Consider the following 26,295-nt stretch of genomic DNA (forward strand, 5'->3'; position numbering starts at 1 on the left):
ATGGCTTCGTGGCTCGTGTGGGCCGGCGCGCTGGCGGCGACGCTCGTGCTGGCCGCGTGGTGCACGCCGCGCGCATGGTGGCGCCGGCCCAACCTGCGGGCGCTGGCCGTCGTTGCCGGCGGCACGCTCGGTGTCGGCCTGCTGTTCTCCGCGCTGCTGCCGGCCGCACGGGTACCCGAGGCCGTGGCAGCCGGCCCGGCCGCCGGCGCGCGCTACCTTGTCGTCGACGACCTGAACCTGCGCGAGGACCGCGGCGTGCGCGCCCCCCGCATGCGCGTGCTGCGGGTCGGTACGGTCGTCAGCGCGACGGGGGCGACCGACGGCGACTGGTGGCGCGTGCGCGTGGAAGGCAGCGGCGTGGAAGGCTGGGCGAGCAGCCTGTGGCTACGCCGCACCGACGAGCGCCATTGACAGGCGCATCGGGTTGTAGCGCACCTTGTCGACCTGCATGGGCGCCGTGCGTTCGAAGCCGAGCGACACGTAGAACGGCACGGCGAAATTCGACGAGTTCACGGTGAAGAAACCGGGATGCCCGGGCACGAGCGCCGCCGCGCGTCCCGCGTCCCACAGTGCCCGCGCGATGCCGCGCCGCTGGTACGCGGCGTCGACGAACAGGTGGAAGACGTGCGTGCCGCCGCGCACGCCGATGAAGCCGGCCAGTATGCCGTCGACGACGGCCACGTGGTAGACGAAGCCGGCATCGAGATTGCGGCGCAGGCCGGTGGCGTCGTGCTGGGCGAGGAAGCCGGCGGCGTCTTCCGGCGCGGATTCGTGCAGGAAGAACGTCTCGGCGGCGCGGCGCAGGACGGCGGCGGCGGCCGGGATGTCGGCGGGTTCCAGTAAACGTATTTGCATGCGTCACAAGATAACACAGCCGTCTTGTCGAAACGTCACGTTGGGAAAACCACGCAGGCCGCCCCACCGCCGCGTTGACCCGGCCGGGCCGCACACTTAGACTGGCCCGATGACGACATCCAGCTTCACCCCGGCGCAGGCGGGTACGCGGGCCCGGCGCAAGGTCCCGCTCACGCAACCGCTGCGCCACGCGCGCTACCGGCACCTGTGGTGCGCCAACCTGGTCTCCAATCTCGGCACGTGGATCCAGACGTTCGCGTCGGCCTGGCTGATCGCGTCCAGCTCGCACTCCGCGTCCACGACGACGCTCGTGCAGACATGCACGTACATCCCGATCTTCCTGTTCGCGCTGTTCGCGGGCGTCGTCGCGGATGCCGTGCACCGCCCGCAATTCCTGTTCTTCTGCAACCTGTTCATGGCCGGCTGCGCGTGCACGCTGGCCGCGCTCGTCGCCTCCGGCCATGCGCCGCACGCGGTCGTGCTGATGGTGCTGTTCTGCCTCGGCTGCGGCTCCGCGTTCATGTGGCCCGCGTGGCAGGCGGCGATGTCCGGGCTCGTCGAGCCTGACGAAGTGGAAGCCGCCGCGACTCTCAACAACCTGTCGTACAACACGGCCGCGATCATCGGGCCGGCGCTGGGCGGGGTCCTGTTCAAATGGATCGGCCCCGGCCCGCTGTTCCTCCTCAACGCGATCTCGTTCGTCGGCCTGCTCGCCATCTACCGCGCCTGGTGGCGCGCCGACCGCTCGCACGTGAAACCCTGCGCGGGCTATCGCGCACGCCTGCGCGAAGGCGTGCAGACGGCGTTCGGCTGCCCGCGCTACCGCCGCATCCTGCGCAACGTGGCCACCGTGTTCTTTGCCACCATCGCCTTCGCGGGCCTGCTGCCCGTGTTCGTGCGCGACGTCCTCCGGATGGACGCCAGCGTGTTCGGCACCCTGATGGGCAGCCTGGGCGCCGGCGCCGTGCTGGCCGCATTCTGCCTTCCCGCGATCCGCGCGCGGGTCGACAAGACCAGGATCCTGGCCGCCGCGCTGGCCGTGTACGGCGCGATGCTCGCGGTCATGCCCTTCCTGCATACGCTGGCGCTGCTCATCCCGCTGATCGTGGTCGGCGGCATGGCATGGTCGGCCGTCGTGTCCACGTTGAACGCAGCGGCCCAGCTGTCGTTCCCGGCGGAGGTGCGGGCGCGCACCCTGGCGATCTATCTCGTCGTGATGGCGGGCGGCTACACGCTGGGCAGCCTGTTCTGGGGCCGCGTGGCGGACGCCTGCGGCGTGCGGTACGCGATGGCGGCGGCCGGCGCATGCGTGCTCGTCAACGCGGCCGTGTTGCTGACAGGTAGACGGCAAACCCCCATCTAATCGAAGCTTGGTCGTTTGGCATTTGCGGTTAGAGTAAAGGATGCCAATTTCTCCCTTCATTGCCGGGCTGCGCTTCGGCCCCCTGGACGTTGCGGCGTGCTCGCGCCTGGGCGCCGGGCCGCGCCTGCGCGCGGAAAACCAGGACAACCTGCTGCTGATCGACGTGGAGGGCCACGCCGCCTGGCTGCAGGACCAGGCCGTGCAGCGCCGGAGACTCCCCGGCTGGCATCCCGGCCACGCGCGCCTCGCCGTGCTGGACGGCATGGGCGGCCATGGCCACGGCCGCGAAGCCGCGGAAGCCGTCGTGGCCGGCCTGCTCGCCCTGCCTCCATGTGCAACCGGCGCCGGGCTGGCGCGCCGCCTGGACGCGCTGCACGCCGACCTGCAGCGCCATTTCGCCGACGCGGCCGGCCCCCGCCCCGGCACCACGCTCACCCTGCTGGAACTGCGCGCGGACGACACCCCGCTGCTGTACCACGTGGGCGATTCGCGCCTGTACGAAATCACGCCTTCGCGCGCGGCGCCGCTGACGGTCGACCACGTCCCCGCCACCGCCTATGCGATGGCGGGCCTGCTGGGCGAAGCCGACTGGTGGCGCCAGGTGCATGGCGAACACCGGCCGCAGATCGCCCAGGCCTTCCTGCTCGGGAACGCGTTCGCCGACCCGACGCGGCTGAACGACCCGCTGTACGAATTGTCGCCGCTGAACCTGCCGTCGTGGCTGTCCGGGCTGGCCGACCGCCGTCCGCTCGAGCTGCGTCCCGGTGCCTCCTACCTGCTGGCGACGGACGGCCTGTGGTCGTGCTCGGACCCGGCCGGCTGGGCCGGACAATGGCCGCAGCTGCTGGCCGGCACCGCGGACGCCGCCACGATGCTGCACGCGCTGATGGAAGCCTACGATGCCCATCCGGCCGCATTCTTTTATCCGGACAACGTCAGCGCCATCCTCGTGCGCGTCCCTGGCGCGGCGCGCGACGAGACCGCATTGCCGGGGGCATGACTGTGGTAAATAGTGCATCTTGGAAAAAAGTCTTGCTCAACTATGAAATCCGCGCGCCGCGCTACGCTACAATCGCGTAAGCTGGGTCCCCATCCCCCGAACCGATAATCGCCCATGAAGCGTTGCAGCAGTCCCGATCACCCGCATTGCACCGTCTGGGTCGCCCCGGGCGAGGCGCAGTGCGCGCACGGCCACCGCCAGCCTTCCGGCGCGGTCGATGTGCTCGGCTCGAGTTTCGAGATGCTGAAACGCGTACGCGCCGAAGGACCGGCGCGGATACCGGCGACGATCCATGCACCGCCACCCCGGCCGCACCTGCACGTGAGCGGCTTCGACCCGCGCGCGGCCGGCGGCCGCCAGGCCATCAAGCTGGAATTGCGGGGCATGCCGGACGACGCGCCGGCGCAACTGACCCTGCTGCTCGAATCGAAGCTGCTGCCGATGGGCGCCGGCCAGCTGCAGTTTGCGCGCACCCTGCGCGGCGACTGGCGGCCCGTGTTCGTGGAATTCTCGTCGCGCGGACGGGAACACGGCCAGTACCGAGTCGACCTGGAAATCCATGCCCGCCACCCGGCGCGCACGTGGGTCGCGACGCTCGTGCTGCTCGTGCCGCGGCCGGACGCATCGCTGGGCGAGATCCACCAGACCTATCTGTCCACGCATAAAAACGTGCGCATCAGCGCCGACGATGCCGCCATCGCCCGCGTACAGGGCCTGGCCGGCGGCGGCGCGATGGACATCGACATCCATGCCCGCAACGCCTCCATCGCCCAGCTGAACCTCGAGGGGAGTGCCGGCGGCAAGGTGGCCGTCGGCCTGCCGACCATCGCGTGGGACGAAGACCTGATCGAGATCGACCTGCCCGCCGAGCGCGCGGCGCATCCATGCCCGGCAAGCACCGGCTGCCTCGTGTACGCGGAACCGGACGCCGGCGCCCAGCGCCACGTGCGGCTGTTCGCGCTGGACGAATGCGTGCTGGGCCGCTGCGACACCGTCGGCGCCGAGGCCGACCTGCTGCTGGAACACCATGGCGCGCAAGGGCCCGAACGGGATGGCCTCACGCGCCGGCTGTCCGCGCGCCACGCCGTCATCCGCCCCGCGCGCGGCGGGTTCGAGATCGAGGACGTGTCGCGCTACGGCCTGTTGCTGGACGGCACCTGGCCGGGCAAGCACGCGCCCGTCCCCCTGCGCCTCGGGATGCGCATCGAATTGACGGCCAGCATACGCGGCGTGGTGACGTTCGTCGTGACGGCGCTGCACGCGCATGCGCTGACCCTGCACCGCGTGGATGCCGGCGGTGCGTCCGAGTGCTTCGTGCTGCTGGCGCCCGGCGTCGTGCCCGAGCCGGCGGCGCTGGGGTCCGGCGCCCTGCCGCGCGCGGCGGGCATGCCGGTCCTGTTCCACCGCGACGGCGGCTTCTGGCACCTCGACCCGGCCGGCGGCCAGGAAACGCCCATCGGCCCGTCCACGGTGCTGGACCGCCTCGCCCGGTTCACGGGCCGCGTGCGGTTCGCGGCCAGCCCGCGTCCGGAAGACCACGCCGAACACACAGGCGACCGCCGGCGCACTTACGCACGCCTGCTCGACGCCTACGCCGGCCGCGCGTAGATCAGCCCGGCCGCAGGATCAGGAAAATCAACGCCGCGCCGGTCAGCAGCACGGCTTCCAGCGACAGCACGATGAACGGGATCTGGATATCCTTGGGAATTCGCATGATCGCCTCCTTTGCAGAGTGCGATTCATTATGCGCCCAAGGGTGAGACACCGCGAATTTCCGCTGCGTATCGTGTTGGCTACATCAGGTCGCGTACGATACGAAAACCCACGATGTCGTTCGACAGGGCGGCCGAAAAGCCGTTGCGCAGCGCCGCGCGCAGGTAGCGCGGGTTGTACAGCCAGGAGCCGCCGCGCAGGATGCGGCGGGCCTGGTCGCCGCCCTCTTCCCACGCGCTGCCGTCGAGCGGGGCGCCGTCGTAATTGTCGTGGACGACGTCCTGCACCCATTCCCACACGTTGCCGTGCATGTCGAACAGGCCCCAGGGATTGGCGGGGAACATGCCGACCGGCGTCGTGCCGCGCCGGTACTCGCCGCGCGGGCCGCCGTTGTAGGTGAAATTGCCGTCGTAATTCGCCTGGTCCGTCGTGATCCTGTCGCCGAACGAGAACGCCGTCTTCGTCCCGGCGCGGCACGCGTATTCCCATTCCGCCTCGCTCGGCAGCCGGTACGATTTACCGGTCGCTTCGGACAGCCAGCGCACGTAGCGGATCGCGTCGAACCAGTTCACGCCGACGACGGGATGGCGGTCCGTCTGCGCGAAGCCCGGCGCGTCCCAATCGGTTTCCCCGCTCGGCCGCCAGCCGGTGCTGGCCACGAACACGCGCCACTCGCCGACCGTCACCGGATAGCGGCCCATGGCGATCGGCTTCTCGATGCCGACCCAGTGCTGCGGCAGTTCGCGCGCCAGCCAGCCCGGTTGCGAGCCGGCTTCCATCGCGACCTTCCGTTCGTGCTCGGGAGAGCCCATCTGGAAGCGGCCCGTCGGCAGCAGCACGAGTTCCGGCCCCCTGGCGTCGCCGCCCAGGAAGCGGTCGCGCAATACGCCTTCCGTGTCGGCGACGGGGCTGGCCGGCGTGGGCATCAGCTGCGTCAGCACGGCCTGGGCACGCGCCGCCTCCTCGAGCCGGGCGCGCTTCTGGTCCGCGACGTATGCCGCGGCCGCCTTGGCCTGCACGAGCTTGCGCTGCGCCTCCTCGCGCTCCAGTCGCGCCTTTTCCGCTTCCGCCGCGCGCCGTTCCAGCAGCTGCTGGCGCAGCGCGTCCTTGCGCGCCGCACGCGCCGCTTCCGCCGCCTGTTTCGCGGCCCGTTCCTGTTCGCGGCGCTGGCGGTCGAGCTGCGCTTTTGCCGCGGCTTCCGCCTGGGCCTGCGCCAGCTTGCGCGCCGCCAGTTCGCGCGCGGCGCGCTCCCTGTCGATGGCGTCCGCCGCGGCCTGCGCCGCCCCGTCGACGACCGGCGCCGCCTGCAATCGGGCGAGCAGATCCGTCACGCTGGGCGGACGCCGGGCCGGGTCCTGCGCGAAGCCGGCGCGCAGCACGGCCCACTGCGCATCGTTCAATGCCGCCGGCCGGGCCGGATCGGCGCCGATGGGCAACGCGCCGGCCAGCATCCGGTACAGCATGACGGCGACGGCATACACGTCCAGCCCACGGTCCGGCTCACCGCCGGTGCCGGTGGCCTCGGGCGCGCGATAGCCGGCCGTGCCGGAGCTGGCCGGGGCTTCCAGCGCGAGGCCGCCCGCGCGGGCGCGCGCCGCGATGCCGAAGTCGAGCAGCTTGACGTCGCCGCCGCGGGCGATAAACACGTTGGCGGGCTTGATGTCGCGGTGGACGAGGTGGTGCCGCTCCCACGCGTAATCCAGCGCGGCGGCGACGGGCGCCAGCACCTCCAGCGCGCGCGCCGGGTCGAGCCGGCCCACGCGCGCCAGCAGCGTGTCGAGGTCCTCGCCGTCCAGGCACTCCATGATGATGAAATAGCTGCCGGTGGCCGGATCCTGGGCCCAGTCGTACACGCGCACGATGTGCTGGTGCGCGAGCTGGCGCGCACGTGCCGCTTCCTCGATCAGCAGCTTCGCGTGCAGCGAGTTTTCCGTGAGCCGGGGCGGCAGGATCTTCAGCGCCACCTGCGCACTGTGGCCCAGTTCCGCGTGCGTGGCGAGGTCCGTCGCCTGCCACACCTCGCCCATGCCGCCCTGTGCGATCAGCCGTTCCAGCCGGTAGCGGCGGTTCACCGGCCCCACTTCCTGCGTGGCCATCAGGCCGATCTCGGTGCCGGCGCGCACGGGCGCGGCCGGCGGCGGATCGGCGGAAGAATCGGCCGGATAGGCAGCATCGAGGATCGCGTTCTTGCGGCTGTCGAATTCCTGGCGGCTCAACAGGCCGTCCTCGTGCAGCGCGCGCAGTTCGCGCAGCTTGTCGATCGCCGTCTGCATCATCCCCGCGCCGGCAGCGGCGCGCCGCACGTACCGCAGAACCGGTCGCCGGCCTGGGCGCCCGCGTGGCGGCAGGCCGTACCCGCGATCAGCGCGCCGCCCAATTGCGCCTGCGTGGCGAGCGCCGTCTTGTTGACGTCGTTCTGCAGCGCGAGCAGTTCCAGCTGGTGGCGCCGTTCGCGTTCCAGTTCGTCGTTGCGCCGCGCGCGCTCGCGTTCGACCTGTTCATCGGCGAGGCGCGACGACGTCAGCGCCGCCAGCTGCTCCGCGCTCATGCCGGCCTGCGTGCGTGCCTTCAGCACGTCGGCCAGCAGCGCGGCATTGGTCGCGCCGGCCACCACCAGTTTCGTCGTGTCGTCGACGGCGCCCAGCGTCTCCATGCGGCGCAGCTCGTGCGTGCGCTCGGCCGCGAGCAGCTCGGCCTGCAGCACCGCGCGGGCTTCCTCGCCATCGATCGCCACCCGCTGCAGAGCGGCATCCGCTTCGATCGTGCGCAGCAGCTTTTCGTGCTGGGCCAACGCGTCGGCCTGCGTCCCGTCGCGGCGCAGCGCTTCCACGCGCTGGCGTACGGCTTCCACCTCGATGGACTCGGCGCGCTCCGCCGCCCGCAGCCGCGCCGCATGGTCTTGCGCCTCGATCGCGCGCGCGCGCCGTGCCGCATCTTCCTCGGCCGCGTGCAGGCGCGCCAGTTCCGCGCGCTGGCGCGCCGCGTCCTCGATGCCGCGCGCCTGCTCGATCTTGTTGCGGATCTGCTGCTGCAGCAACTGGTGCGAGAAGCGCTGCGCGGCGACCGTGCGGGCCTGCGCCGCGTCCTGGCGCGCGAGGGCGACCTCTTCGCGCATGCGCACGGCGGCCAGCTCGCGCAAATGCGCCCATTCCGTTTCCTGGTCCACGCGCGCGCCGCGTTTCTGCGCCAGCTCGTGTTCCAGCTCCGCGACGAGATCCTGCGCGCCCCGTTCGATCGCGTGCTTGCGCGAGCGGGACTCGACGATCCGGCCATACAGCTCGATCTCGCGGGCGCGGATCGCCTGCGCGCGCTCGGCGTTCTGCAGGCTCATCTCCGCACGCTCGATGCCGGCGCCCTGGCGCAGTTCCGCGCGGCGGTGCGCGAGGCGCGCCTGGCTTTCCTCGCGCGCGATGCGGCGCCACTCGTCGTCGGTATACAGCTCGTCGAGCTGGCGCGCATGCTCGACCTTCACCCGCTGCTCATCGACGGCCAGCCACAGGCTGCCGATGCGGGCGCGGTTGGCGTCGAAGCGGTCGTGGCGCAGCGCCAGCGTCTCCACGCGGACGATGGCCAGCCCGTAATCCGCGAGCAGGGTCGCGAGGCCGCCCTGCAGGTGCTGGTCGAGTTCCGGGCGCAGTTCGCGCTGCCCCGCCATCTCGCGCAGCGAACGGGCGCCGACGAATTCGCCCGCCAGCTGGCGCACCGGCTGCAGCAGCAGTTCGCGCAGGTGGTCGGCCTTCACGGTGCCGGGCATCGTCATGAAATGGCGCGCGAACGCGGGCACGCTCTCGATCCGGACTGACAGCGCCAGCCGCGCGGACACCTCCAGATGTTCGGCGCTGACCAGGCCATCCAGTTCGAACTCGACCGGCAGCGCGCCGCTCCTCGTGACGAGGATCTCCGCATGCTGGTCGCGCAGCAGGTGGTTCAGGCGCGTGAAGAAGCCTTCGATCTCGTACTCGCCCTGCGGCACTTCGGTGGCCTGATCGCCCTGCAGGATGTAGGCACGTGCCGTGGCGGGCACGCGCAGGGTCTTGACGAATACGCCGGACAGCGCGCGCACGCCGAAGAACACGGCCAGTTCGTCCGGACCGGGCACCCAGCGGTTCTCCACCAGCACGGGCTCGTTGCGCGGCGTGCCGAGCATCAGGCCGCAGGCGGTGCAATAGCCGTCCGCCGCGCCCGTCCCTTGCGAACAGCGCGGGCACTTTGCCCCACCCAATCCAAACATCCGCAACATCGTCGACTCCTTCCGGCTCACCCTGCAAGCCTACATCAAATGATTCCGATCCGCTCCACGCACGCCACGCTCGCGCCGCGCGCGCGGACGTCGTCCGCGAAGCCCGCCGGCAGCGCATCGCGCCACGCATGCGGCAGCACGATGCGGTCGCCCGGCCCCGCCTCGCGCAGCAGCAGCGCGCATTTCGGCGCGATCCCGTCGACCGTGTCCACGCGGCCCGCATGCCACGCGTCCGAGCAGCCCGTCGCCAGCAGCCGCGCACGCGGGATGAATTCGCGGCCGCGCGCGATGCGGTCGGCCAGCACGAGGGCCAGTTCGTACGAACGGCCGGCGAATGCGGCGTCGCTGAAGCGCACCGTCGTGCGCCAGCGCCCGAGACCGCGGCCATCGAAGTGGCGCGCACCGGCCAGCGCCTGGCGCACCGCCAGCTGCCGTGCCGCGTCCGCGCCCGCCACGGCGATCGTCTGTTCCTCGTCGAGGCGTTCGCCCTCCAGCGGGTGCACGCTCACCTCGACCCAGCCGAGGCCGTCGCCGTCTCCCCCGCTGTGCAGCGGGAACCACGCGCGGGCGCCGGACACGCGCGCGCCGGGATCGGAATGGCCGTCCAGCTGGCCCAGGTGCGACAGGCCGTCCGGGCCGCCCAGCAGCGCGTCCGGCGACGCGTCCGCGACGTCGTGGCCGTCCACACGGCCCAGCTGCCACGCATCGGACCAGCCGTTGGCGACCACCTCCCGTCCATGCCACACGCCGCGCACGATACGGTCGGCCAGCACGAAGGCCAGTTCGCAGTCGCGCCCTGCCGGCGCGCGGTCGACGCCGAGCACGACCTGGTCGCGGCTGTCGATCTTCGCTTCCGTATGGCGCGCGAGGCGGACCACCTGCTGCAGGCGTTCGGCCAATGCCGCGTCGCCCGGCACGGTGCACTTGACGTCCGCACGGCCCGCGCGCTCGCGCCGCGTGGCCGTCACGGTGAGCAGCGTGCCGTCGGGCTGGCGGGTACGGCACACGGCCTGTTGGGGTATGTTCATGCCGCCTCCGCGACGTGTTTCGCCGCGCGCCGGCCGGCGCAATCGGCTTCGAGGTTGGCGACGATGCGCTCGGCTTCGTCGTACAGCGCGGCCAGGCGCTCCCCTTGCGCGCCTTCGAGGCGGGCCAGCAGCGCCCACGCTTCGTCCAGCGCGACGGTCGCGCGGCGGCTGTGGCGCATGCGGCGCAGTTGTTCGTCCAGCGCGAGCGGCTGTCCCGGCGCGGCCAGCACGAGGGCGGGCATCGTCGTGATCTCGACGGACAGCCGGTCCAGCCGCTGCAGCAAGGCCTGCTGCTGGCGGAACTGTTCCTGCCCGTTCGGCAGCGCGCCGAAGCGCAGGCCGCACATCAGGCAAGGCAGCTCCAGGAACAGCCGGCGCATGGCCTTCGCGTCGGCCAGGTCCGGCACGACCTTCTCCGCCACGGGCGCGGGCGCCGCGGCCGCTGTGCTTCCGACTGCGCGCGCGGCGAGTTGCGCCGCGTAGTCGACGCCGTCCAGTTCGACGGGCACGCAATCGTCCACGGTCAGGCCGAAGCGCAGGTACAGCAAGCGGTTCAGGCCCTGGCGGAACGCGTTCCACTCGTCGATGTCCGCGCACGGCGGCAGCTCGAGCACGCCCTGCGCCAGCGCGCTGCGCACCGCACTTTCCACTTTCATGCGCAGCGCGGCCAGGTCGACGCGGCCATCCGCTTCGGCGGCCAGGTACAGGTCGAAGCGCTTGCCCGCGGCGGCGGGGTCCTGCGGGTCGATGGCGAACGTCGTGCGCAGGCCGATCTCGGGCGCCTGCGCGTACGGGGCCACGGCTATCGTGTACGGGCCCGGGTGGAACGCCCACGCGAGTTCGCCGGGACGCAGCTCGACCTTTTTCCCGGCCGGCGTCGTGGCGCGGCGCGGGCGGCCGTCCGCGTCGACGATGACGACGGGGCAGCCCGGCGGCGCGCCGCAGCCGGGCGACAGCGGCAGCGCGACAGCCGTGCGTCCGAGGGTGCAGGCATCGTGGACGGGCGCGGCGCGCTTGAAGAATGGGATCATGGTGTGTCCGCCTCCAGCGGTTCGACGGTGAAACGGGCGCCGTGCGCCTGCAAATGGTCCGAGGGTGCGGCGGCAAACGGCCAGGCGGCCTCGCACTCGCCGTCCGCATCGAGCTGGCCGGCGAGCACCACGGCGCCGGCGCCGTCCACGACGCGCAGCGGCGCGCGCGCCACGAGCAGCGCTTCCGCGAACGGGGCTTGCGGCGCCAGTTGCAGGACGGTGCGCCACCCGCCGCCGGCGGACATGAAATGCAGGGTCCACCAGCCGTCGTCCGTCACGACCGCTTCCGGTGTGCCGGTGCTCGCGGCCCGCAGCGCGCCGCGGCTGCCCCGCCACGCGGCCGATGCGGCCGCGCGCCGCGCCAGCGCGAGATGGCGCAGCCGGCGCGCGGTCAGCGGCGATGCCCGCAGCGCGGCCCGCTCGCCCGACGTCAGCGGCCGGCTGCCGTCCAGCGCCGCGGCCAGCGTGGCATCGTCCAGCATCAGGCGGTCGCCGTCCTTGCGGCGGGCCAGCAGCAGGGCTTCCTGCAGCCGGCGTGAGCTCGTGTCGTTGCTATGCATCGCGTCCTCGCTTCGTGTCAAAGGCGGCATTCATCCGGGCGATCGCCGCGTCGCGCCGCTTGCGCAACGTCGGCAACGACACCTCGGCCAGCGCCGCCAGCTGCTGCATCGTCGGCAGCGCGCCGGTGGCCGGGTCGCGCCACGCGTCCGGGTAGGACGCGTCGTCGGGGCCCAGCAGCTTCGCGTACACGGCCAGTCCCACCGGCAGGCCCTCCGCCGCCAGCAGACCGTCCGGCACCGCTTGCGCCACATAGCCGGGGGGCAGTGAAACGCTCAGCGCGAGCGTCTCGAGGCGCGGGTCGGCTTCCTCCGGCACTGGATCCGGTTCCGGTGCCGCGGCGTCGAGCGCATCCTGCTGCGCTTCCAGGATCCGATCGGGGCCAGGCGCCGCCGCGCTTTCCGATTCCTGCAGCACGCGCCAGTAATCTTCCACCCAGACCGACGCGTCGTCCAGGTCCTGCAGCCAGTCCTCGTCGCGGTTGGCCGAGAGCTGTTCGTAATCGCCGATCTCGCGCAGCATGGCGGCGATGCGGTCCGGGCTCGTCTTCAGGCTCGCGAAGCGCTTGGAGCGCGTGTGCAGCGGGCCGGGACCGCCGCCGAAGTCCTCCATCGATGCGCTCCAGCGCAGGATCCACTCCGCGCGGCAGTCGTGGATCGTGCGCAGCTGGCGCACTTCGATGGGGTCGGCGCCGTCCGCGATCTCGCGGCCGAGGATTGCGCCGACCTGCGCCCGGTGCGCGCGCCAGTTGGCGAACAGGCGGGCCACGTCGTGGTAGGCGGTGTCCAGCATCCGGTAAGCGTACATACGATTCGGGCTGCACGGACGGCCGCAGGCGGCCTGGTAGTTGTCGGCATCGACCCGGTCGCGCAGCACGGCGTACATGTCGTTCACCTTCTTGCGCAGGAGTGCGTCGCCGGAGGGACCGTCCGCCAGCGCGGCGCACAGGGCGTCCCAGTCGGCCGGACGGGCGCGCAGCTCGACGACGAGCGTCACCGCCAGCTCGTGGACGGTGTCGCCGTAGCCGTTGCCGGCCGCCCGGGCGCGGGCGCTGTGGCGCTGGGCCAGGAGCTGGTCCGTCATGCGCTCCACGTAATGCTCCAACCGAGCCTCCAGGTCCGGATGTGCGGCATCGAGACCGCGCAGCGCGGCGAGCGAGCACTGTCCCAGCAACTTGCGCACTTCTTCCCAGCCCGGTTCCTGGTACCGGGTTCCCGGCAAACGCATAAATCCTCTTCGATGTTCGGCCACTAATAGCAGGACCGTAATAGATCATGCCACAGAACCACATCTCGTAGGCGCGCAGATGAGTGGGAAATACCCCCTATTTCGCCCCCTTGATTTGCATACGATCGGCCAGCGCCCCCAGGACGGCGGCAGCGACGGGCGCCGCATGCTCGCCGCCCGTCGCTTCCGAGCGGCTGGCGAAGACGGCGACGGCGAGCCGGTGCTCCTGCCCCGCCACGCTGTGCGGCTCCAGCCAGCCCGTGAACCATACCGTCGCCAGCGATCCGTCGCCCACCGGCGCCGTCCCCGTCTTGCCGGACAGGCCGCGCCGGATGCCGGCCAGCGCAGGCGCCCGGAAGGCACCGGCCGCCGTGCCCACGTCGACGACGCCCTTCATGCCCGCGCGCACACGGTCGAGGCGCACGCCCAGGGCCGGCCCGTTCGACGGCGCGGCCGGTTTGCCGTCGAGTTCCCCCAGCAGGTGCGGCACGATTGGCCGCCCCTGCCCGACGGCACCGGCGACGAGCGCCATCTGCAGCGGCGTCGCCTGCATGCGCAGGCCGATCGCCATCTGGCGCAGTTCGTGACGCGTGTGGACGGGGTCGATGGCGGCCGGCGTCGCCTGCAGCGCGTCCCACGCCGACCAGGCGAAATCCGCCGGCAGCAGGCCGCCGTCGAGCCGCAGCGCCTGGCCGAAGCCGAGCCGGCGCGCCATGGCGACGATCGGCCGGACCGGGTCCAGCGCGCCCGGTTCCAGCGGCTGCAGGTCGGGCACGCCGCCGTCGGGCCGGCCGAGCAGGCTCCGGTCGGACAGTTCTCCCGTCCACGCGAACCACGTGTTCAGACTGTAGGTCAGCGCCTGCGCGAGGCCCAGCCGGCCATCCCTGGCGCGCCGGTCCAGGCCCTGGTCGCGGAAGTTCGTGATGCGCGCGCGGCCCTCGACCGGATACGTCGGCGCATCCGTGCGGAAGGCGAAGCCCCGTTCGTGCGCGGCGGCGTTGATGCCGGCGAGCGGCAGGCCGTCCAGCAGGGCATCCAGCTGGCGGTCGGACTGCGCGGCCAGTTCCAGCCCGAGGGCGCTGACGATCTTGAACGTCGATCCCGGCGCCCGCTCGGCGCCGCCGTCGTGCTGCAGCGCGGGCAGGCGCAGCGGGCTCGCGGCCGGGTCGACGCGGTCGAAGTCGCGCGCCTCGCGCCAGTTGTCCGGCGTCACGGCCGGCATGCCCGCCCCGGCCGCGGCGAGGATCGCGCCCGTCTCCGTGTCGAGCAGGACGACGCCCGCCTGCCGGCCCGCCGGAACGGCCCCCGCCCCCGTGCAGCCGCGGCCATCCCAGTGGCCGCGCCGCATCGCGATGCAGTCGAGCGCCGCCTGCGCGGCCGCCTGCAGGCGCAGGTCCAGGGTCATCCGCGCCGTGTGACGGCCGCCCGGCACGCGGCCGAGCAAGGTGGCGACGCTGCCCGCCTGGCCCGCGCGCACGCCCAGCATCGTCGCGAGGCCGGCCGCGCGGGCCGCCTCCGTCGGCGCACCGTCGCGCCACAGCGTGACGCCGTTGCGGTCGGCCAGCACCACATCCGCCAGCGGCGCGGACGGACGCGACGTGGCCGGGCGCAGCGCCTGCCACGCGAGCCGGCCGTCGCGCACGGCGAGGTGGCGGTAGCGCGCATCGCCCGGCGTGGCCAGGGCGCCCTGCGCCAGCGGTTCCGCATCGATCACGATCTCGCCGGCGTCGGGCAGCAGGTCGATTATCTGCACCTCGTCCGGCGCCGTGCACGCGCGGCCGTCGCAGACGGGCAGCGGATCGGTGCGCAACCGGGCGCCGGTGACGTGGCGCAGGCGGCCTGCCAGCATCAGCCGGAGACTCGCCGTCCCGTCGGGTACGGTCAGGCGCAGACGGGCCACGCCGCCGTCCGCCGGCCACGCGCCGATCCGCTGCCACGGCGCCCAGCCCTGCGGCAGCCGGGCGAACAGGCGGGCGCTGGCGGGGGGCATGTCGTCGGCCAGCGGCACGGGGACCGTGGCCGTTCCTTGCACGACTTCCGCGCGCCGCGTGGCGGTCGCGCCCGCCGGCAGGCGCCACGCGAGCAGCCGCCGCTCGGCGTTGAAGATGCGGACCTGTTCGCGCACGAAATCGCCGTCGGCGCGGCGATACAACCGCTCCAGCAGCCGCAGCGCGTCGCCGTCGAGGTTCACGTCATCCCACGGCGTCTTGCCGGCCGCGCGCCATGCGGCAAGGTCCGGCGGGGCCAGCTCGGCGAGACCGTTCGCACCCAGGCGCACGAGGCCGCGGGCCTGCAGCTGGGCGAACAGCTGCTCGTCTTCCAGCGTGGCCGCGGGCGACGCCGGCACGCGGTACTCGCCCGGCGCCAGCAGCGCCTCGCCCGGTTCGCCGTGCGCCGGCACGGCGACGACCAGCGCGCGTGGCGTCGGTGCGGGACGGTACAGCTGCACGAGGAGTTCGCCGGCGGCCGGGCAGGCGCCGCTCGGCCGGTGCCGCAGCCGCAGTGCGCCTTCGCGCCATGTCAGCCAGCCCTCGCTGCCTGGTGCGACCCGTGCCGCGGCGCCCACCCACTGCGCCTGCCCGTCCCAGCGCACGTCCAGCGGCGCCCCGGCGCGGCCGTCGACGCGCACGCGCGGCATCGGACCTTCCGCCAGCAGCACGTTGTGCGGTGCGGTCAAGGCGGCCGCGTCGGCGAACATCCAGCCGATCCGCAGCGGCAGCAGGCGGCCGGGACGCGTGCGGTCGGCGAGCTGGTCGCACAGGTCGACACGCTGCACCGGTCCGGCGCGCATGCCGGACAGGATCAGCAGCGCCGCGCCGCCGTGCGTGCGCACCATCACGCCGGGACTGTCGGGCACCGTGAACGCGACGCCGGGCAGCACGGGCGTCAGGCGGGAAGCGCCGTCGCCCGGCGGCGTCGCGCCGGCAGCGGCCAGCCAGCGCGCGTGCACGACGATGAGCGCGGCGCCCGCGACGGCCAGCAGCACGCAGCCTGCCGTCAGCCAGCGTAGCGGCACGGGCCCGCGTGCGCGCGGCTGGGCGGCCACGTGCGTGCGCGTGCCCGCGCGCAGGTTGCGCGCACGCCGCAAGCGCGTCCGGTTGGCCGCGACGGCCTCGACGAGCGTTCCGATCATCGCTGGGTTCTCCCTCGTTGTGTTCGCGTGCGCCTAGCCGGGGGACGATGAAAGCCGGTCCCGCTTATCTGCGCTTCGTCCTGCGTTTCGTGCGGTTCGTCGCACGCGGGTGGAGACCGGGAACCCTTGTGGCTACAGTACACACATCGAGAAACGCTTAATCACCCGACCCCGCATCCAACCCCGAGGAGAGCATCATGAACGTCATCAAGCACATGGAAGCCGCCTTCATCGTCGCCCTGAGCTTGGCCGCCGCCGGCAGCATGGCACTCGACAGCGCCAAGCCCGCACAGGCGACCGCACCCGTTCTCGCGACCACCGCCGGCATCCCCGTCGTGCACGTCACCGCCAAGCGCCTGACGCCGGTCGAGAAGCAACAGATGCTGGCGCTGGAACGCGTGCGGAGCCGCGCATGATGTTCGCCGCGGGGACGGTCAGCGCCGTCCCCGCACACAATCTGTTTCAGATGTAAGAGTCTGCTTCAACCGCTGAATCGCTCCGCCCACCGCGCTATATTGGTCACATCCGAAGTCCGGATTGGAGACCAACATGAAACGCCTCGCACTTGCCGCCCTGATCGCCATCGGCGCCGCCGCCGCACCGCTTCCTTCCATGGCTTACAGCAATGTCAGCCTGACCATCAGCACGGCCCCGCCGGCCCCGTTGTACGAACGCGTCCCCGCGCCGCGCCACGGTTATGTGTGGGCACCCGGCCACTGGGAGTGGTCCGGCCACCGCCATACGTGGGCACCGGGCTACTGGGTCGCCGAGCGTCCCGGCTATGTCTACCGCGCGCCGGCCTGGTACCAGGGCAATGGCGGCTGGTACATGCAGCCTGCCGCGTGGACGCCATACGGCCCCGACCGCGACCGCGACGGCGTGCCCGACCGCTTCGAACGCCGCTACGACCGCGGCTACGACCGGGGTTCGTACTACAACGACCGGCCGGGCTATCGGGACCGCGACCGCGACGGCATCCCCGACCGCTACGAGCGCAACGGCCGCCGCTGGGACGAAGACCGCGACGGCGTGCCGAACCGCTACGACCGCGACCGCGACGGCGACGGTGTGCCGAACCGCCGGGATCGCAGGCCGGACAATCCCTACCGGCGCTAATCCTGAAAACAGCGCCCCGGCGCTGTTTTTCTTTGTAGTATCCTCTCGGCATGAATGACCTTCCCGACCTGGACCGGATCGCCTACAAGGCCGAGCGCGCGGCCAGCCGCCGCCTGGCGCTGGCCGAAGGGCTGCCCGCCGACCAGGCGCTGCGCCGCACGCTGGAACTGGCGGCCGGCGCAGCGGGCCTCGCCGCCCTCGTCGAGGTGCGCACCGGCGTGCTGGCCGCGCAGGCGGCACGCGATGCGGCCCGCGCCTCCACGAAAGCCGCTGCGGCCTCGCGGCGCGATGCGCAGCCAACCGCATGGCGCGCCTGGTTCGACGGCTCCGCGAAACCGAACCCGGGCCGCTGCGGCATCGGCGTGCGGATCGAAGGCCCGGACGGCCATCTCATCGAACTCGCCCATCCGGCCGGCCACGGCAACAGCAGCGAGGCGGAATACCGCGCGCTGATCGCCCTGCTGGAAACGGCCGCCGCCCACGGCGCGCACGAGCTGACCATCCACGGCGACAGCCGGGTCGTGATCGACGATGTCACCGGCCCCGACCTGTACGCGGCGCCCGCCCTGGCCGGCTATCGCGCCCGGGCGCTGGCGCTGCTGGCCCTCCTGCCCGACGTGCGCCTGCGCTGGGTGCCGCGCCACAAGAACACCGGGGCCGACGCGCTGTCGCAGCGCGCCCTCGTTTCCGTAGACTCCAATGCAAGCACTCCATCCTGAACTCGACAGCTGGCGTCCCCGCCTCGCCCAACTGGCCGCACAGGCGGTCGCCGACCAGGGCCCCGACGGCGCCCATGACCTGAACCATGTCGAACGCGTCTGGCGCAATGCGCAGGCGCTGCTGGCGCACCACGACCAGGCCGATCCGCTCGTCGTGCTGGCGGCGTGCTATCTGCACGATCTCGTCAACGTGCCGAAGGACGACCCGCGCCGCAGCATTGCATCCCGCCTGTCGGCGGAACTGGCCACCGAGCGTTTGGCGGCGCTCGGCTTTCCGGCGGACAAGCTTGCGGCCGTCGCCCACGCGATCGAAGCGCACAGCTTTTCCGCCGCCGTCCCCGCGACCACGCTGGAAGCCCGCATCGTGCAGGACGCCGACCGCCTGGACGGCCTCGGCGCCGTCGGCCTCGCGCGCATGTTTTATATCGCCGGCCGCATGGGCAGCGCCCTCGCCCACGGCAGCGATCCGCTTGCGCTGGACCGTCCGCTCGACGACAAATCGTATTCGCTCGACCACATCGACGCGAAGCTGGCGCGCCTGCCGGGCATGATGCAGACCGATGCCGGCCGCCGCCTCGCCGAACAGCGGCTGGCGATCTTGACGGACTTCCGCAGCGCCTTCGCGGCCGAATGGGCAGGCATTCCGCACGTGGCAGCTTGATCGAAAAGCAAGCAGTTGTCTGCCGGGCAATCGGTGCTACCATAGACGTTTTCCGCATCGTCCCGGAACGCCCATGGCCAGAAGCGCGAACCTGAATTTCGTCCTCATCTGCGTGTTCGTCGACATGCTCGGCATCGGCCTGATCGTGCCCGTTCTGCCGAGCCTCGTGGGCGAATTCGTCGACAATCGCACGCAGCAGGCGCTGTGGTACGGCGTGCTGGGCGCCACGTTCGGGCTGATGCAATTCCTGTTCATGCCGATGGTGGGCGCGCTGTCCGACCGCATCGGCCGCCGCCCCGTGCTGCTGTATTCGATGGGCGGCATGTGCATCAACTTCCTCGCGACCGCCTGGGCCCCGAACCTCGCCTGCCTGTTCATCGGGCGCGTGATCGGCGGGGCGTCGTCGGCCAGCATGTCCGTCGCGTCCGCGTACGCATCGGACGTGTCGACGCCGGAAAACCGCGCGAAAAGCTTCGGCAAGATCGGCGCCGCGTTCGGCTTCGGCTTCATCTGCGGGCCGATCCTGGGCGGCCTGCTGGGCAATATGGGATTGCACCTGCCATTCTACGTGGCGGCCGCGCTGTCCGCCGCGAACTTCGTCTACGGCTACTTCGCCGTGCCGGAATCGCTGCCGCGCGAGCGCCGCGCGGCGTTCCAGTGGTCGCGCATCAACCCGTTCTCATCCCTGCTGCGCCTCGTGCGCCGCACGGACATCCGCGGCCTGATCACCGTCTACACGCTCGTCGCCTTCGCCCAGATGATGCTGCAGTCGACGTGGGTCCTGTTCACGACGTTCCGCTTCGACTGGACGCCGCGCGACAACGGCATCGCCCTGTTCTGCGTGGGCGTGTGCTCGATCGTCGTGCAGGCCGGGCTGCTCGCGCCGCTGATCCGGCGCTTCGGCGAAGTGCGGCTGTCGCTGATCGGCCTCGCGTCCGGCGCCGTCACCTACTTCCTGTACGCGATCGCGACGCACGGCTGGATGATGTACGTCTTCATCCTCTGCAACCTGCTGTCGTTCGCCGCGGGACCGGCGCTGCAGGGCATCCTGTCGAAATCGTCGTCCAGCCGCGAACAGGGAGAACTGATGGGCTCCCTGCAATCGATCAGCAGCATCGGCCTCGTCGTCTCGCCGCTCGTCGGCACCCTGCTGCTGGGCGCCGCGAGCGACCTGCCGCCGCAGGACTGGCGCGTGGGCGGGCCGTTCTTCCTGTGCGCCGCCATGCAGGCGGCCGCGCTGCTCGTCGCGCACCGCTACTTCCGCCGCCACGGCATTCCCGAGACGGCACCGGCGGCCGAGCAGGCGTGACGCCTTCCGAGCTGGGCGCCGTGCTGGGCGCGGCGTTGCTGCACGCGAGCTGGAACACGCTGCCCAAGCGGCGCGGCGAGCCGCTGCTCGCGACCGTGCTCGTCGTGGCCGGACCGGCCTGCGTCGCCATCGTCCTGCTGCCTTTCCTGCCGGCGCCGGCGCGGGCCAGCTGGCCGTTCATCGCGGCGTCGGGCGTCGTCCAGGCCTACTTCCTGCTGCTCATCGAGACCTACCGCGCCGGCCGCGTACACGCTATGGATCTTCCTGCTGACGGGCGCCTGGGTGTGCGCCTGCGCGGCCCGCGGCCGCGTGGGCGCACGGCTGGCGGCCGTCACCCTGATCGCGTGCGGCGCGGTCGCGATGCGGCTGGCCTGACCCTATTGTCGAGGCGTCGCAACGACAGTCACCACCGACATGGGCCGCGCATGCACGGACAACCTGGCGCCGCATGATGCGGGTTTCGACGTCGCGAGGCTGTCTTCTGCCTGGGTAATATAGGTCTTGCATGTCATCGTGCCGAGTTTTGCATCCGGCAGCCGGATGTCCAGCATCCGCGACACGATCCCCGGATTGACGGCCACGATGACGACTTCATGCGTTTCCGGATTTTCAGCCACCAGCGCATCCGGGTTATCGGATTTCAGGAACCGAAACCCTGGCCTGATGAATCTCGTGAAATTGGCAAACGCCCAGAATTTTTTCGTGATCCGGTAGTCCGGTCGCTCGAGGTTTGAAAAATCAGTCTTGATCAATCCCCAGTTCGAGCTCTTCTTTGGATCGGACGACGTGTTTTCGATGGCTTGCCACAGAACCCAGGCGCGCGGATTCATGCTGTTGATGTCAGTAACGATCTGCTGCGCCAGCGCAATGGCCGGGCGCATGTCGTCGATGTCTTCCCGCACATTGCTGGGCGATAGATCGACTTCCGACATCCATAACCGTTTTCCCGACGTTTCCGCGATGTCCCGCACCCCACTTTTTGCTATCCATTCGTAGGTATGGACGTTGAGTTGCCGGATGACGCTTTTCGCATCGGGTGACAGACCGGCCCAGTCGACGAAAAAAGTCTGGGGATTGGTTTCGTCCGGCCCCGATATTTCCGTCTTCATGCCATATTCGGCCAGCACCTTGGCCAACGCAATGAACATGCGCGATTGCGCTTCCGGCGACCAGTGAGCGCCTTCCTGTTTGTTGGTGGAAAACCAATAAGGCGTATTCGGCTCGTTGACCGGAGACAGCGTTCTGAATCGGATACCGTGGCGTCGCTCGAGCTCCGCCGTGACGCGCGCGAGATATTTGGCAAATTGGGTTTCGAATCCCGGACGAAGGTTGTCCTCCAACCCATTGACGTTACCGGAAACCAGGCCACTGCGGGTCATGAAATACGGCGGCGAATTCGAAAACGCCTCGAGGATCAAATCGCGCGGCGCGACCCGCGCCTTGATGGCATCGAGCCACCAGCGCTGCCCGGCATCCGCGGACCAGTCCCAGGCATCGTCGGCGTCCGGATTCCACCCATCCGGCTTGCGCCAGAATCCGGGAATATCGCCACCGGGGCGCAAATACGCTGGTGTCCCGGGCGCATTGCCGCCACCAATATTGTAACGCGCGATATTCAATGCAAGACCGTCCCGCCCATAGAGCAAATCGGCCAACCGGGTGCGCTGCGGCTCGGCGAATTTCCCGGTCACATGGGCAAACCAGGCAAGCGCGGTGCCCCATCCTTCAAACGGTCGCGTCGGATGCCGCCAGTCGACATTGATCACGACGGAAACAGTCGCCGGCTTGTCGCCGGTATGTTCGGCATGGGCGCCGCTTGCCAGGACACCCAATCCGACGACAACCATATACTGCAGTAGCTTGCGCAACCTCATTCAGCGATTCTCCATGGTCGAGGCCAGCTTGTGTTCCTTGATGTAGGCGGCATGATCCGGAAGCCTCGACACGATTTTCTTGAAGTTGCGCTCCAGATTGCTGTACGCAGTCGCGAGCATGGCGTCGTCTTGAAGGGCCATCGTAGGCATGTAGGCTCTTGGCCGAATCCCTTGGCCCAACAGGACGGCATGCCACGACGTGCTTTGGAACAGTTCTTCGGCGGCAAGGTTCAGTTGTCCGCGCTCACGGAACAGCTCAATTCTTTCCTGGAGACTGTCCGGAATCTGCATGGCTTTCACGTAGCGCCATAATGCCGAGTCGTCACGTTCCGTCGCGTGGTAATGCAGGATGAGGAAGTCCCTGACGTTTTCGACTTCCCGGGTCGCCTCCTTGTTGAAAGCCTGTGCACACACCGGCGCCAAACCGGCGTCCGGAAAATAGCGGATGAGCCGCTGGATGCTGGATTGAATGAAATGAATGCTGGTCGACTCCAACGGCTCCAGGAATCCGCTGGCAAGCCCGATGGCGACCACGTTCTTCGTCCAGGGCGTCCTGCGCCTTCCTGCCGTGAACTTGATGCGGTTGACCGGCGCCAGCGGCTCCCCCTCCAATCCATCCAGCAGACACCGCTCTGCCGCTTCATCCGTGGCAAATTCGCTCGAATACACCACGCCGTTACCAACGCGATGCTGCAAAGGTATCCGCCACTGCCAGCCGAAAGGTCTGGCGGTGGAAATCGTATAGGGAGTCAGTGCCAGCTTTTGTTCGCAAGGCACCGCACAGGCGCGATTCATCGGCAGCCAGCGCGACCAGTCTTCATACTCGACACCCAGCTCCTGCCCGAGAAGCATGGCGCGCATGCCGGAGCAGTCGATGAACAAGTCACCCGTCACGAGCTCGCCCGTCTTGAGCTTCAGGCCTGTGACATGCCCGTTTTCCGGGTCACGCTCCGCCGTCAGCATGTCGCCAATCTTGTGCGACACCCCGCGCGCCAGGCAGACCCCCTTCAAGTATTTCGCATAGCGGCCGGCGTCGAAGTGATAGGCGGACTGGAGATGCTGCAGCGGATCGCCGGGCCGTTCGGACGCGGGCGCAAATACGTTATTTCGCGCTGCCAACGTGCATAGCGAGAATTCGGAGAAGTCCGAAACCTGCCCTTTCTCCTTCAAACGCAGCCAGTACTGGAAGAAGTACCCGATGTCGCGCTCCACCCCATACGCGCCGAAAGGGTGGAAATACGTCGAACTGTCGTTGAGCCAGCCGCGAAATTCGATACCGAGTTTGAACGTCGCCCCGGTGGCGCGTATGAATTCGGCTTCATCGATGCCGATCATCTGATGAAACGTGCGGATCGGCGGGATCGTCGCTTCGCCAACGCCCACCGTGCCGATGGCGTCCGATTCCACCAGCACGATCTCGACGGCGTGACCGAACGTGTGGGACAACGCGGCCGCCGTCATCCATCCTGCGGTTCCGCCGCCGAGGATGACAACCTTGGCCATCCATCTATCCTTGACCATCCTGCCCCCTTGTGGATCGCGTTCACAAAAAGCGCGCCGCGGAAAGACCCGCGGCGCGTTCGCTCATATCAGCGTTAGAAGCTTGCCTTCAGGGACACACTATATCGACGATCGTTAAGTTGCCACAACAAACCGCCCGAGGGCCGCTCGACATACGTGTGGTACATCGAGTTCCTCAGATTCACGGCGTCCGCCGACAGCGTGAAGATCTTGTTGATCTGGTAGCTCACCGACGCATCGAGCGATGAATACGGCGCTGCATACTGGTTCGCACCAAACACACCGCTGCCGTTGATCTGGTCAAGGTAGGAGGAACGCCAGTTGTACGCAAGACGCGCTTGCAGCGGTCCCTTTTCATAGAGGCCGATCAGGTTGTAGCTATTCTTGGACAACTTCGGCAAAGGAATGAGGGTCCCGGGCTTGAGCTCGACTTTCGAGTCGACATAGGTGTAGTTGGCCTGGATGCCGAAGCCCTTGAACGGGTCGGGAAGGAAATCAAAGAACTGGGTAAAGCCAGCTTCGATGCCTTTTACCGAGCCCTTGCCGAGATTGATGCTGGTGCCGATATCGTAGATGACGCCACCGAAGTTCATTGGTTCCGTGCCCCCGGCCAGGTAACCGTCGATATCCTTCTTGAATAACCCCACGAACGCCATATTCGACGTTCCCCAATAGTCTTCCAGTGTCAGATCGTAGGACGTCGCAGTCATCGGCTTCAGGTACGGATTACCGGAACTGCCCGTCGGGCGGCCGTTGGCGTCGTATTGCGAAGGGATGTTCGGATTCAGCTGGACATGGGCGGCCATGTCGGTAAAGTTTGGCCGCGTCATCGTCTTGCTGTAGCCAAAGCGGACCTGCACATCCTCGTTCAGGTGCAGGCGCGTATTGAGGCTGGGGAGGAAATTCCTGTAGCTGTTATTGAGCGTGGCGGCGCGCGACCCGGTGCTGTCCTGGACATAGCCGATCGACGTCTGGTCGGTCTTCACGACGCGAATACCGGCGGTACCGTCGAGCTCGTAACCGAATACGCTGGTACCGAAGTCACCCGTGACAAAGAACGACCGCGTCTTTTCGTGTTGCTCGTTGATATCCCCGGGACGGAACGTCGTGTCGAACGTATACGTATTCGGCTTGCCGGCGAATAACTGCGCATACGTCGCGACGGTTCGATCGAGAACGCTCGAGTCGGGATTGGCGTACTCCGGGAACACGGCGACTGGCCAGCCGATACCCGGCTGCATGAAATTGCTGGAAGGCCCAGCGTAGGCGAGATCCGGATGCTGCGCAACCGGAATAAGCGGGCATGCGCCCCAGCTGGGGTTGGTGCCCGTATCGTTACAGACACCGGTATTGTTCCAGTTACCCCGCAACAGCACCTTGGTATCGGCAGCGCGTATGCCGACGTGCAGTTTGGTAAAGAAATGATCGCCGAGGTCGTCGTCGAAATCCTGGCTGAGGGCCGACATCTTCAGCTTGTGACGGTCGACCGCATTCGCGAGCCACTCATAATACCAATTCTTCGGATTGCCGAAATAGGCGTAAGGATTGCCCGGATTGGCTGGATCGACGATCGAAAATGTCGGGATCCTGCCACGCACGTCGAAGGCGAGATTCAGGTTGGGGATATTGGCGACACTCCTGCTTTCATTATCGTAAAGCTTGATGGAGTCGCCATTGCGGTCGGCATCGTAGTTGGCACGTTCATACGCGAAGTCGGTCTTCGACTTGAGCCTGTCCGAAATGCGCCACTTGACGTTCACTGCGGACAGGTTCGTGCGATTGCGAACGTCCTGGTCGAACCGGGAGGATGAAAAAATCTGCGGCGACAACGTGCCGCTCGTGGCACTGCCATCAGGTGCCCACGTCCATGTGGAACCTGCCGCTGCGCGCGGGTCGCTGTTCTTGTCGTCGCCGTAGATGTATTCGCCGCGCCGGATGAACGTGTAGTTCGAATAGAGGTTTTGTGCCGTGAGGAGAACGTCGCTGTTCACCTGCCACTGGTAGGCGAGCGCCAGGCCCTGGCGCTTTCGCTCACCCGAGTCCTCGTACATCTCGAAGGATGTCGGCACATAGAGTTCCGGGAGCGACCCCTTGTTCGGCATCGAATTGTAGGCCGCGACCTTGGCCGCCGAGGGCGGTTGCGCCGCGTCCGTCGCACATTTGCCAACCGTTGCGGTCAGGCAGTGCTGCTGCTGTTGAAGAACGGCGTCCTGGCGATAATAGGTCTTGCTCGCCGTCGCATTCACCAGGAAGCCCATGCGGCCGAAATCCGTCTTGAACTGGCGGCTCAACAGGCCCGATCCCGCCGGCGAATACTTGCGAATGCGGTCGTAGTAATTGGACTTGAGCGTAATGACGTTGATGTCTTCTTTCGAGTCGAACGGCAGTCGCGTGCGAATGTTGACCACGCCGCCGACACCGCCTTCGATCAGGTTCGACGCCGCGTTCTTGTACACGTCGACGCCGGCCATCAGTTCGGAAGGCAGCCCTTCCAGGTCCGGTGCCCGGCCCCCGTTCGCCGTAAAGAAGTCGCGCCCGTCGATCAGGTTACGGACTTGCGTAATGCCCCGGATCGTGATCGCGGGCTCGGTGCGATGGTCGTAATCGGTGCCACCCTCGCCATAGCGGCGCTGGATCTGGACGCCGGCGACCCGCTGCAGCGACTCGACCGTACTCACGTCCGGCAGCTTGCCGATATCGGTCGCCTGGATCGAGTCGACGATCTGATTGGCGTCCTGCTTGAGATCGCGCGCCGACTTCAGCGCCGCGCGCTGACCGGTGACGATAACGGTGTTCGGGGCGCTCGTGTCCCCGCTTGCACTCGCAACGTTCGTGTCCTGCGCATGCGCGGCAATCGGCCCTGCCACGAGAAGCGCGCAGGCTTGGGCCACCATCGTCTTTCTAATCGTTTTTACATTTCCGTTTCGCACAGCAAATATCTCCTTAT

Annotated in this window: 21 protein-coding genes; 10 read left to right on the top strand and 11 right to left on the bottom strand. The window is 69.1% G+C overall.

Translation table 11 applies throughout. The features are described from left to right. Positions 1 to 411, top strand: coding sequence for an SH3 domain-containing protein (locus ACEN9G_RS30550; RefSeq protein ID WP_483127477.1), 411 nt, complete (start codon positions 1 to 3; stop codon positions 409 to 411). Here ACEN9G_RS30550 and ACEN9G_RS30555 read toward each other — a convergent pair. Beyond that, complete coding sequence (locus ACEN9G_RS30555; RefSeq protein WP_413345552.1) at positions 385 to 855, bottom strand: GNAT family N-acetyltransferase; 471 nt, start codon at positions 853 to 855, stop codon at positions 385 to 387. The two genes, ACEN9G_RS30550 and ACEN9G_RS30555, sit on opposite strands and share 27 nt — an antisense overlap. A gap of 109 nt (positions 856 to 964) precedes the next feature. Between ACEN9G_RS30555 and ACEN9G_RS30560 the strand changes: the two genes are divergently transcribed. The 3 genes from ACEN9G_RS30560 to ACEN9G_RS30570 all read left to right on the top strand — a co-directional run bounded on the left by ACEN9G_RS30560 (position 965) and on the right by ACEN9G_RS30570 (position 4,826). Then, on the top strand, positions 965 to 2,218 hold the full coding sequence (locus ACEN9G_RS30560) for an MFS transporter (RefSeq protein ID WP_413345554.1): 1,254 nt from the start codon (positions 965 to 967) through the stop codon (positions 2,216 to 2,218). A 40-nt stretch (positions 2,219 to 2,258) separates the two neighbouring features. Further along, positions 2,259 to 3,218 carry a PP2C family protein-serine/threonine phosphatase gene (locus tag ACEN9G_RS30565; protein WP_483127478.1) on the top strand — a complete coding sequence of 320 codons (960 nt, stop codon included), beginning with the start codon at positions 2,259 to 2,261 and terminating at the stop codon, positions 3,216 to 3,218. Between the two features lie 114 nt (positions 3,219 to 3,332). Then, positions 3,333 to 4,826, top strand: a complete 1,494-nt coding sequence (locus tag ACEN9G_RS30570; RefSeq protein ID WP_483127479.1) for an FHA domain-containing protein — start codon at positions 3,333 to 3,335, stop codon at positions 4,824 to 4,826. A 185-nt stretch (positions 4,827 to 5,011) separates the two neighbouring features. Here the strand turns inward: ACEN9G_RS30570 and ACEN9G_RS30575 are convergent, their stop codons facing one another. From ACEN9G_RS30575 to ACEN9G_RS30605, 7 genes are all read right to left on the bottom strand, one after another. Continuing rightward, positions 5,012 to 7,207, bottom strand: coding sequence for a bifunctional serine/threonine-protein kinase/formylglycine-generating enzyme family protein (locus tag ACEN9G_RS30575; protein WP_495605499.1), 2,196 nt, complete (start codon positions 7,205 to 7,207; stop codon positions 5,012 to 5,014). Continuing rightward, positions 7,204 to 9,171, bottom strand: coding sequence for a coiled-coil domain-containing protein (locus tag ACEN9G_RS30580; protein WP_483127481.1), 1,968 nt, complete (start codon positions 9,169 to 9,171; stop codon positions 7,204 to 7,206). The genes ACEN9G_RS30575 and ACEN9G_RS30580 overlap by 4 nt, the downstream gene beginning before the upstream one ends. A gap of 35 nt (positions 9,172 to 9,206) precedes the next feature. Then, positions 9,207 to 10,199 (bottom strand): hypothetical protein, encoded by a 993-nt coding sequence (locus ACEN9G_RS30585; protein WP_483127482.1) that lies wholly within the window; start codon positions 10,197 to 10,199, stop codon positions 9,207 to 9,209. Further along, a complete protein-coding gene (locus ACEN9G_RS30590; RefSeq protein ID WP_483127483.1) occupies positions 10,196 to 11,230 on the bottom strand; it encodes a hypothetical protein in 1,035 nt (344 codons plus the stop codon). The genes ACEN9G_RS30585 and ACEN9G_RS30590 overlap by 4 nt, the downstream gene beginning before the upstream one ends. Further along, a complete protein-coding gene (locus ACEN9G_RS30595) occupies positions 11,227 to 11,790 on the bottom strand; it encodes a hypothetical protein (protein WP_483127484.1) in 564 nt (187 codons plus the stop codon). Before ACEN9G_RS30595 ends, ACEN9G_RS30590 begins: the two co-directional genes overlap by 4 nt. Further along, complete coding sequence (locus ACEN9G_RS30600) at positions 11,783 to 13,015, bottom strand: hypothetical protein (protein WP_483127485.1); 1,233 nt, start codon at positions 13,013 to 13,015, stop codon at positions 11,783 to 11,785. The genes ACEN9G_RS30595 and ACEN9G_RS30600 overlap by 8 nt, the downstream gene beginning before the upstream one ends. A gap of 97 nt (positions 13,016 to 13,112) precedes the next feature. Further along, the gene (locus ACEN9G_RS30605) at positions 13,113 to 16,148 is read right to left on the bottom strand and encodes a penicillin-binding transpeptidase domain-containing protein (RefSeq protein WP_495605500.1); all 3,036 of its coding nucleotides are present in this window, start codon (positions 16,146 to 16,148) and stop codon (positions 13,113 to 13,115) included. A 197-nt stretch (positions 16,149 to 16,345) separates the two neighbouring features. Here ACEN9G_RS30605 and ACEN9G_RS30610 point away from each other — a divergent pair, with 197 nt between their 5' ends. The 6 genes from ACEN9G_RS30610 to ACEN9G_RS30635 all read left to right on the top strand — a co-directional run bounded on the left by ACEN9G_RS30610 (position 16,346) and on the right by ACEN9G_RS30635 (position 20,405). Next, positions 16,346 to 16,564 carry a hypothetical protein gene (locus ACEN9G_RS30610; RefSeq protein ID WP_413346128.1) on the top strand — a complete coding sequence of 73 codons (219 nt, stop codon included), beginning with the start codon at positions 16,346 to 16,348 and terminating at the stop codon, positions 16,562 to 16,564. Between the two features lie 133 nt (positions 16,565 to 16,697). After that, complete coding sequence (locus tag ACEN9G_RS30615) at positions 16,698 to 17,264, top strand: chromosomal replication initiator protein DnaA (protein WP_413346129.1); 567 nt, start codon at positions 16,698 to 16,700, stop codon at positions 17,262 to 17,264. A gap of 50 nt (positions 17,265 to 17,314) precedes the next feature. Continuing rightward, positions 17,315 to 17,983 (top strand): ribonuclease HI family protein, encoded by a 669-nt coding sequence (locus tag ACEN9G_RS30620; RefSeq protein ID WP_483127487.1) that lies wholly within the window; start codon positions 17,315 to 17,317, stop codon positions 17,981 to 17,983. Then, complete coding sequence (locus tag ACEN9G_RS30625) at positions 17,964 to 18,644, top strand: HD domain-containing protein (RefSeq protein WP_413345541.1); 681 nt, start codon at positions 17,964 to 17,966, stop codon at positions 18,642 to 18,644. Before ACEN9G_RS30620 ends, ACEN9G_RS30625 begins: the two co-directional genes overlap by 20 nt. A 73-nt stretch (positions 18,645 to 18,717) precedes the next feature. After that, on the top strand, positions 18,718 to 19,953 hold the full coding sequence (locus ACEN9G_RS30630) for a TCR/Tet family MFS transporter (protein WP_413345543.1): 1,236 nt from the start codon (positions 18,718 to 18,720) through the stop codon (positions 19,951 to 19,953). Beyond that, positions 19,950 to 20,405 (top strand): hypothetical protein, encoded by a 456-nt coding sequence (locus ACEN9G_RS30635; protein ID WP_483127488.1) that lies wholly within the window; start codon positions 19,950 to 19,952, stop codon positions 20,403 to 20,405. Before ACEN9G_RS30630 ends, ACEN9G_RS30635 begins: the two co-directional genes overlap by 4 nt. Here the strand turns inward: ACEN9G_RS30635 and ACEN9G_RS30640 are convergent. The 3 genes from ACEN9G_RS30640 to ACEN9G_RS30650 all read right to left on the bottom strand — a co-directional run bounded on the left by ACEN9G_RS30640 (position 20,331) and on the right by ACEN9G_RS30650 (position 26,242). Continuing rightward, positions 20,331 to 21,827 (bottom strand): glycoside hydrolase, encoded by a 1,497-nt coding sequence (locus tag ACEN9G_RS30640; protein ID WP_483127489.1) that lies wholly within the window; start codon positions 21,825 to 21,827, stop codon positions 20,331 to 20,333. The two genes, ACEN9G_RS30635 and ACEN9G_RS30640, sit on opposite strands and share 75 nt — an antisense overlap. Next, positions 21,828 to 23,330: a tryptophan halogenase family protein gene (locus tag ACEN9G_RS30645; RefSeq protein WP_413340046.1), complete on the bottom strand. Its 1,503-nt coding sequence runs from the start codon at positions 23,328 to 23,330 to the stop codon at positions 21,828 to 21,830. Positions 23,331 to 23,422: 92 nt separating this feature from the next. Further along, on the bottom strand, positions 23,423 to 26,242 hold the full coding sequence (locus ACEN9G_RS30650) for a TonB-dependent receptor (RefSeq protein WP_413340044.1): 2,820 nt from the start codon (positions 26,240 to 26,242) through the stop codon (positions 23,423 to 23,425). Positions 26,243 to 26,295 lie beyond the last annotated feature (53 nt).

Source organism: Massilia sp. Masssp94, from assembly GCF_059491305.1.